The sequence below is a fragment of the Sphaerospermopsis sp. FACHB-1194 genome (assembly GCF_014696235.1).
Classification (GTDB): Bacteria; Cyanobacteriota; Cyanobacteriia; order Cyanobacteriales; family Nostocaceae; genus Sphaerospermopsis; species Sphaerospermopsis kisseleviana.
The window spans coordinates 136,556-142,555 of record NZ_JACJPU010000008.1 but is presented as its reverse complement, the minus strand read 5'-3'; the positions used below and the strand labels follow the sequence as shown (position 1 = coordinate 142,555).

General features: G+C 39.0%; 9 protein-coding genes and 1 tRNA gene. 6 read left to right on the top strand and 4 right to left on the bottom strand.

The annotated features are described in order from the left end of the window. The coding region (locus H6F45_RS07415; RefSeq protein WP_190346863.1) for an RNA-guided endonuclease TnpB family protein at positions 1 to 784 on the top strand (784 nt) is incomplete at its 5' end. Then, complete coding sequence (locus H6F45_RS26180; protein ID WP_199291127.1) at positions 778 to 960, top strand: hypothetical protein; 183 nt, start codon at positions 778 to 780, stop codon at positions 958 to 960. The genes H6F45_RS07415 and H6F45_RS26180, both read left to right, overlap by 7 nt. A gap of 69 nt (positions 961 to 1,029) precedes the next feature. On the opposite strand, the gene H6F45_RS07405 is transcribed toward H6F45_RS26180, so the two are convergent. Then, positions 1,030 to 1,560, bottom strand: coding sequence for a hypothetical protein (locus H6F45_RS07405; RefSeq protein ID WP_137666522.1), 531 nt, complete (start codon positions 1,558 to 1,560; stop codon positions 1,030 to 1,032). A 106-nt stretch (positions 1,561 to 1,666) separates the two neighbouring features. Here H6F45_RS07405 and H6F45_RS07400 point away from each other — a divergent pair, with 106 nt between their 5' ends. The 4 genes from H6F45_RS07400 to H6F45_RS07385 all read left to right on the top strand — a co-directional run bounded on the left by H6F45_RS07400 (position 1,667) and on the right by H6F45_RS07385 (position 3,084). After that, complete coding sequence (locus tag H6F45_RS07400) at positions 1,667 to 1,903, top strand: DNA-directed RNA polymerase subunit omega (RefSeq protein ID WP_096570468.1); 237 nt, start codon at positions 1,667 to 1,669, stop codon at positions 1,901 to 1,903. A 67-nt stretch (positions 1,904 to 1,970) separates the two neighbouring features. After that, positions 1,971 to 2,462 carry a hypothetical protein gene (locus tag H6F45_RS07395; RefSeq protein ID WP_190346862.1) on the top strand — a complete coding sequence of 164 codons (492 nt, stop codon included), beginning with the start codon at positions 1,971 to 1,973 and terminating at the stop codon, positions 2,460 to 2,462. Positions 2,463 to 2,503: 41 nt separating this feature from the next. Next, positions 2,504 to 2,869: a DUF1818 family protein gene (locus H6F45_RS07390; RefSeq protein WP_190346861.1), complete on the top strand. Its 366-nt coding sequence runs from the start codon at positions 2,504 to 2,506 to the stop codon at positions 2,867 to 2,869. Between the two features lie 141 nt (positions 2,870 to 3,010). Further along, positions 3,011 to 3,084 (top strand) — tRNA-Pro (locus H6F45_RS07385). A gap of 2 nt (positions 3,085 to 3,086) precedes the next feature. On the opposite strand, the gene H6F45_RS07380 is transcribed toward H6F45_RS07385, so the two are convergent. The 3 genes from H6F45_RS07380 to gmd form a co-directional block, all read right to left on the bottom strand. Next, positions 3,087 to 3,659: a 5-formyltetrahydrofolate cyclo-ligase gene (locus H6F45_RS07380; RefSeq protein ID WP_190346860.1), complete on the bottom strand. Its 573-nt coding sequence runs from the start codon at positions 3,657 to 3,659 to the stop codon at positions 3,087 to 3,089. A gap of 169 nt (positions 3,660 to 3,828) precedes the next feature. Continuing rightward, on the bottom strand, positions 3,829 to 4,773 hold the full coding sequence (locus H6F45_RS07375) for a GDP-L-fucose synthase (RefSeq protein ID WP_190346859.1): 945 nt from the start codon (positions 4,771 to 4,773) through the stop codon (positions 3,829 to 3,831). Positions 4,774 to 4,899: 126 nt separating this feature from the next. Next, positions 4,900 to 5,979 carry a GDP-mannose 4,6-dehydratase gene (gmd, locus tag H6F45_RS07370; RefSeq protein WP_190346858.1) on the bottom strand — a complete coding sequence of 360 codons (1,080 nt, stop codon included), beginning with the start codon at positions 5,977 to 5,979 and terminating at the stop codon, positions 4,900 to 4,902. Positions 5,980 to 6,000: the final 21 nt, after the last annotated feature.

Below are 6,000 nucleotides of genomic sequence, written 5' to 3'. Positions count from 1 at the left end.
GGTAAAAGTACCCGTAATTGGTTGGATAAAAACTTATGAAATTCTCCCTACAGGATATAAACCGAAATCTGTCACCATCAGTAAACAAGCTGACAAGTGGTTTATCTCTTGGAAAATAGAAATAGAAACGACTCAAACCCAGAAAAATCAAGAGTTTGTAGGAGTTGATTTAGGAATAAATCATCTAGCAATATTATCAACAGGAGAAGTATTTGATGGAGTAAAAAGTTATAAAAAGTATGAGAAAAAGTTAGCAAGAATGCAATATTTGAACCGTCATAAAAAAGTAGGTTCAAATAACTATAGAAAAGCACAAATCAAAATAGCGAGATTACACCAAAAAATAGCCAATATCAGAAAAGATACATTACACAAAATTACTACCTATATTAGCAAAAACCACGCGGTGATAGGGATAGAAGATTTGAATGTATCTGGGATGTTAGCAAATGGGAAATTATCAAAAGCTATAGCTGATATGGGCTTTTATCAATTCAGAAGGCAGCTAGAATATAAAACACAACTGTATGGTAGTAAGTTAGTAATTGTGGATAGATATTATCCCAGTAGCAAGACTTGCTCAACTTGTGGAGAAAAGAAATCATCACTCTCATTATCTCAAAGAGTGTTTAAATGTGATAGTTGTGGCTTTGAGATTGACAGAGATTTAAACGCTGCGATTAATTTAAAACAAGAAGCGGTCAGATTGATCGTGTTAGCCTGTGGACTAGATAGTGCCGACACTGCTAGGGTGAAACAGGAAGAAAAAGCCAACTTTTGTTAGCATTAGTTAGCTTTTTTGTATCGGTTATTCAAAGTTTATTAGAAGCAGGCGATCGCACTACCTATGCTCAAAGACTCAAAGAAGCAGCAGTAAAACTGGGTAAATCAGTGCGAACAGGAAGGCTTAAAAGCTTACACTTTTTGAACGTTAAAATAGCTAAAACCCTTTGCCTGTAAAGTTTTCAGAGTTATATGGCTAACGCCACGCTACGCTATCAGCAACCCCTAATTATCAATTCTTAATTCTCAATTCTCAATTGGTAAACCCAACTTACTTTGATTGGTCATTTGGATATTACATAGGTCTGGATTTAAATCCAGTTTACAGGTGTAAGTTGCTAACATTTCTTTTTGATAATTGAAAACGCGGATGTTATAACCCAAATTACGAGTATAATTACCCAGACTATGCACAAATCGGTAGCGTTCTAGATAATCTAATAAACTCCAAATTTGCTGATTTACGATCAAGTCTACACGGGCTGATTCATTTTCAGACGCTGGATATGCTATCCAGTTATCTAAAAGTTTATTTTCAGAAATTTCCTTAGCCCACCACAAACTAGGGATCGTTAAACTTTTGGAGTTAATAGTGTTAGCTGTGATGACAGAACCTTGGGGAGTAGTCAATAAATTTAGTTCTAGTGGTGCATCGGAAGGACGGGGTATATTTCCCGCTTGTGAGGGTCGGATGGATAAACTAAAAAAAGTAGTTAGACTCGCGCCGAGTATGAATAACAGAGATTTTTGGGAAGTGATAAAATTCTTTTTAGACATAAGTACAGATCAAAAATTTTTGTGTTATTTATAATATATACAATTCCAATTTCTCAGTTTCTTTTGGTACTGCTAAACTGGGTGAGAATCCTAACAAACACAAATTATGCTCAAGCGTTCCAAGTTCGAGACAACCCAATCTCAAATTATGCACCGTGCCGAGGATCTTATTAGCGCCGCTTCAAATCGCTATCGGATTACTGTGCAAGTAGCTAATCGTGCCAAGCGTCGGCGTTACGAAGATTTTGAAAATAATGAAGATAGCATGATGAAACCTGTACTTAGAGCCATTATTGAGATGTCTGATGAACTAACTCAGCCGGAAATTATCGGCGATTTGTAATTGACATGATGCTGGGAATGGGTCATTAGTTCCCTATTCCCAGTTTTTTTTATCGTAAAATCAATCAATGAAAAAGAAAAAACTTTTATTTTTGCGGTTTCAATCAGGACTGATAATTACAATAATAACTCTGAGTGTATTGATTTTCGGTTCAGGAAACTTCGATTTTCTGAGCATCTCACCTGCTGTAGCCCAGAGAATCAGCCCTAGTGATATTTGGCAGTTAGTGTATCAGCAATTACCCGACCTGTCAAAAGAAAATCAATATATCAGTAAAGAAACTGGCAAGGTGGCTGAAAATAACACCTTAGCTAGTCGGTTGATTCGTTATCACATTTATGTAAAAGGTAGAGTGCCTATATATCGTTTCGATTGGAAACTAACTTTAGCTGACTATTTGAATGCAAATGAAGTTATATATGAAGCTTCCTATCCGGGTAATGATTCCTTAAAGCAAAATCCATTAGAGGGCGATCGCACTGCTATAGCTAAACTCACCCGCAACCAACGTAATAAGCTAGTACAAGTCCTGGTTGATATTTTTAATACTCCAAGGTAGGGGGTGGGGACTGGTGACTGGTGACTAATAACTAATGACTAATGCAAAAGGTAATTAAAAGCGGAACTGGTTGGCGTATAGGTTGGAATCCAGACGCACCAGAATTTAAAGGTTTAGTTGGTACAGATAATTGGGCGGTTGAATTAACCAAGGTTGAATTAGATGATTTTTGTCGCTTATTAAACCAGCTTGTGGATACTATGAAGCATTTAGCGACAGAATTAATGGATGAAGAAAAAATTGCCTGTGAAGCCGAAAGCGATTTATTATGGATGGAGGTAGAAGGTTATCCCCACTCCTATAGTTTACGCTTGATCCTCAACACTGGGCGATGTGCAGAAGGACAATGGGATGCTGATGCAGTACCGGGTTTGGTGGCAGCAGCAGCGATACTGAAAGTTTTTTGAAAAACCCCCTTGCGTTTTCCTTCGACTTTTGATATATTTAGGAAAGTGACTTAATAAAGGTTAGATTCACAATCTAAATTCACAAATTTGGAAAAATCCCCAATCCAAAATCTAAGATCAAGAATCTAAAAGTTAAGTTAACGGGGCGTAGCGCAGCTTGGTAGCGCGCCACTTTGGGGTAGTGGAGGTCGTGGGTTCGAATCCCGCCGCTCCGATTTTATCGGATGTAAATTTGCGATTCAGTAATAACACCTTGTAAACATTTATCCCAATTATCAAAGGGGAGTTGATGGAAATAGGCAAAATCAAAAACTACGCCTATTGTGGGTATGTTAGCCCAAATGGGAGAACTCAACAAACGGTCATAATATCCACCACCATAACCTAAACGATATCCTTGGCGATCGCAAGCTACACTAGGGACAAGAATTAAATCGACTTCTGTAGGATCTATAGTTGGTGCTTCCGGGTGTGGTTCAGTAATACCATAATTACCGGTTTGCAGTATATCATCTGGTTGCCACAAGTGCCAGGATAGAGACTCACCAACACAACGAGGAAAACCCCAACTACGCTGCGAGTCCGTAAACAGTGGACTTAAATCAGGTTCTTGACGAAAGCTGAAATAGGCGAGGATGGTGGTTGCTTGGGTAAATAAAGGCGAACTTTGCAGTTGTGAAGAAATGCGATCGCTCTTTTTTTGCCAATCTTGAACAGTCATAGATTGACGTTTTCTTAGCAAACTACGTCTAAGTTCTGTTTTGTTTAGCTGTGAATCAATGTTTAGCAATGTGCGAACAGGTGACAGGTGACAGGTGAATTGATAATTGATAATTGATAATTGACAATTGTTTCATTCAAGGGTAATTGTCAATTGTCCATTGTTAATTGTCAATTGATGGCATTCCCAGTCAGAGACTGGGAACGAGATAAACGAGATAAAACTGCTAGATTTTTACCTATGCAGCATTTTTGCGCCACCACTCAATCGTATTTTTTAGCCCTTCTTCAAAGCTGAATTGAGCAGTGAAACCAAACGCTTCCTTGGCTTTTTCCGTATCTAAACAACGTCTTGGTTGTCCGTTGGGTTTGTCAGTTTCCCAAACAATCTCCCCTTCATATTCCATTAACTCACAAATCAGAGTAATCAAATCTTTAATAGAGATTTCATAACCTGTACCCAAGTTAACAGGATCAGATTCATTGTAAAACTGAGTACCCATAACAATACCCCGTGCTGCATCTGTAGAATACAAAAATTCACGGGTAGGAGAACCATCACCCCAAACAGGAAGCTGTTTTTCTCCCTTGGTTTGCGCTTCGTGAACTTTGCGGATCAAAGCTGGAATAACATGAGAACTTCTAGGATCAAAGTTATCTTCAGGTCCATATAAGTTCACAGGGAGTAGGTAAATACCATTAAACCCATACTGCTGACGGTAAGATTGCAGTTGGACTAAAAGCGCCTTCTTAGCTACTCCATAAGGTGCGTTAGTCTCTTCTGGATAGCCATTCCACAAGTCTTCTTCTTTAAAAGGGACTGGGGTAAATTTAGGATAAGCGCAGATAGTACCCACACAAACGAACTTTTCTAAACCTGCTTGATAGGCCGCATGAATTAGCTGAGTACCCATGATCAAGTTATCGTAAAATAACTCACCTGGTTTTTCGCGGTTGAGGCCAATTCCACCGACATGAGCAGCTAAGTGAATAACAATATCCTGTTGATTAACTGCGCGTTGGCAATTTTCCCAAACTCGCAAATCACAATCACGCGATCGCGGTACTGTAATTTTCTCACGGTCAGCCCCAGCTTGACACAGTTGGTTTATCACTTGACGGCCTAGAAAACCGGAACCACCAGTGACAAGAATACGTTTATTGTTTAGTTCTAAGCCAGTCATTCAATTTTGGATTTTAGATTTTGGAATAAACAGGGGTTTAGGAGTCAGGAGTTCAGAAGTTCAGGATTTCAGGATTTCAGGATTTCAGAAAAAATATTCCCCAGTCACCTGTCACCTGTCACCTAATTAAAAATGCAGAGATCCTAATTCTTGACGGATAGTAGCAATATCTTGGTTTTTTTGTGACCCATTGCCATTAGGGGAAGTATGCCCAAGGGCTTGTAAGTCAGCTTCTACCATTAAAGAAACAAGTTCTTTGAAGGTTACAGAAGGTTGCCAACCTAACTTTTGTCGTGCTTTTGTAGGATCACCAATTAACAAATCTACTTCTGCTGGTCTGAGATAGCGTTGATCAAATTCAACATAATCTTGCCAGTTGAGATTAACATAACCAAATGCTAATTCCAAAAATTCCCGTACTGAGTGAGTTTCCCCTGTAGCAATAACGTAATCATCGGGCTGATCTTGTTGCAACATCAGCCACATTGCTCTTACGTAATCTTTGGCATAACCCCAATCACGTTTAGCATCTAAATTACCCATATATAAGACTTTTTGCTTATCAGCGACAATACGGGCAACAGCTCTAGTTATTTTTCTAGTAACAAATGTTTCACCCCGACGAGGTGATTCATGGTTAAAAAGAATACCGTTACAAGCAAACAAGTTATAAGATTCTCGATAATTTACAGTTTGCCAGTGAGCATAAACTTTTGCACAAGCGTAGGGACTGCGGGGATAAAAAGGTGTTGTTTCACTTTGGGGGACTGCTTGCACCAAGCCATACATTTCCGAAGAACCGGCTTGATAGAACCGTACTTGAATCCCTGTGCGGTGTTGGTAGTCGCGGATGGCTTCTAATAAACGAAGAGTTCCCATCCCTACAGCATCTACTGTATATTCAGGAGAATCAAAACTAACTCTAACGTGAGATTGAGCGCCTAAATTATAAATTTCTGTGGGTTTAACTTCTTCTAAAATGCGGCGCAGGGTAGTACCATCAGTTAAATCGCCGTAGTGTAGAAATAATCTTACACCTTCTTTATGTGGATCTTCGTAAATATGATCAATGCGATCTGTGTTAAAGGTGGAGGTACGGCGGATAATTCCGTGAACTTCATAACCTTGTTCTAGTAAAAATTCGCTCAAGTAAGAACCATCTTGACCTGTGATACCAGTGATCAACGCTCGTTTTTTTTCTGTCATGCCCAATTATCTCTTGTTATT

Coding starts and splice junctions, on each gene's coding strand:
- H6F45_RS07405 (WP_137666522.1), bottom strand. CDS start 1,560: ATGTCTAAAAAGAATTTTATCACTTCCCAAAAATCTCTGTTATTCATA.
- H6F45_RS07400 (WP_096570468.1), top strand. CDS start 1,667: ATGCTCAAGCGTTCCAAGTTCGAGACAACCCAATCTCAAATTATGCAC.
- H6F45_RS07395 (WP_190346862.1), top strand. CDS start 1,971: ATGAAAAAGAAAAAACTTTTATTTTTGCGGTTTCAATCAGGACTGATA.
- H6F45_RS07390 (WP_190346861.1), top strand. CDS start 2,504: ATGCAAAAGGTAATTAAAAGCGGAACTGGTTGGCGTATAGGTTGGAAT.
- H6F45_RS07375 (WP_190346859.1), bottom strand. CDS start 4,773: ATGACTGGCTTAGAACTAAACAATAAACGTATTCTTGTCACTGGTGGT.
- gmd (WP_190346858.1), bottom strand. CDS start 5,979: ATGACAGAAAAAAAACGAGCGTTGATCACTGGTATCACAGGTCAAGAT.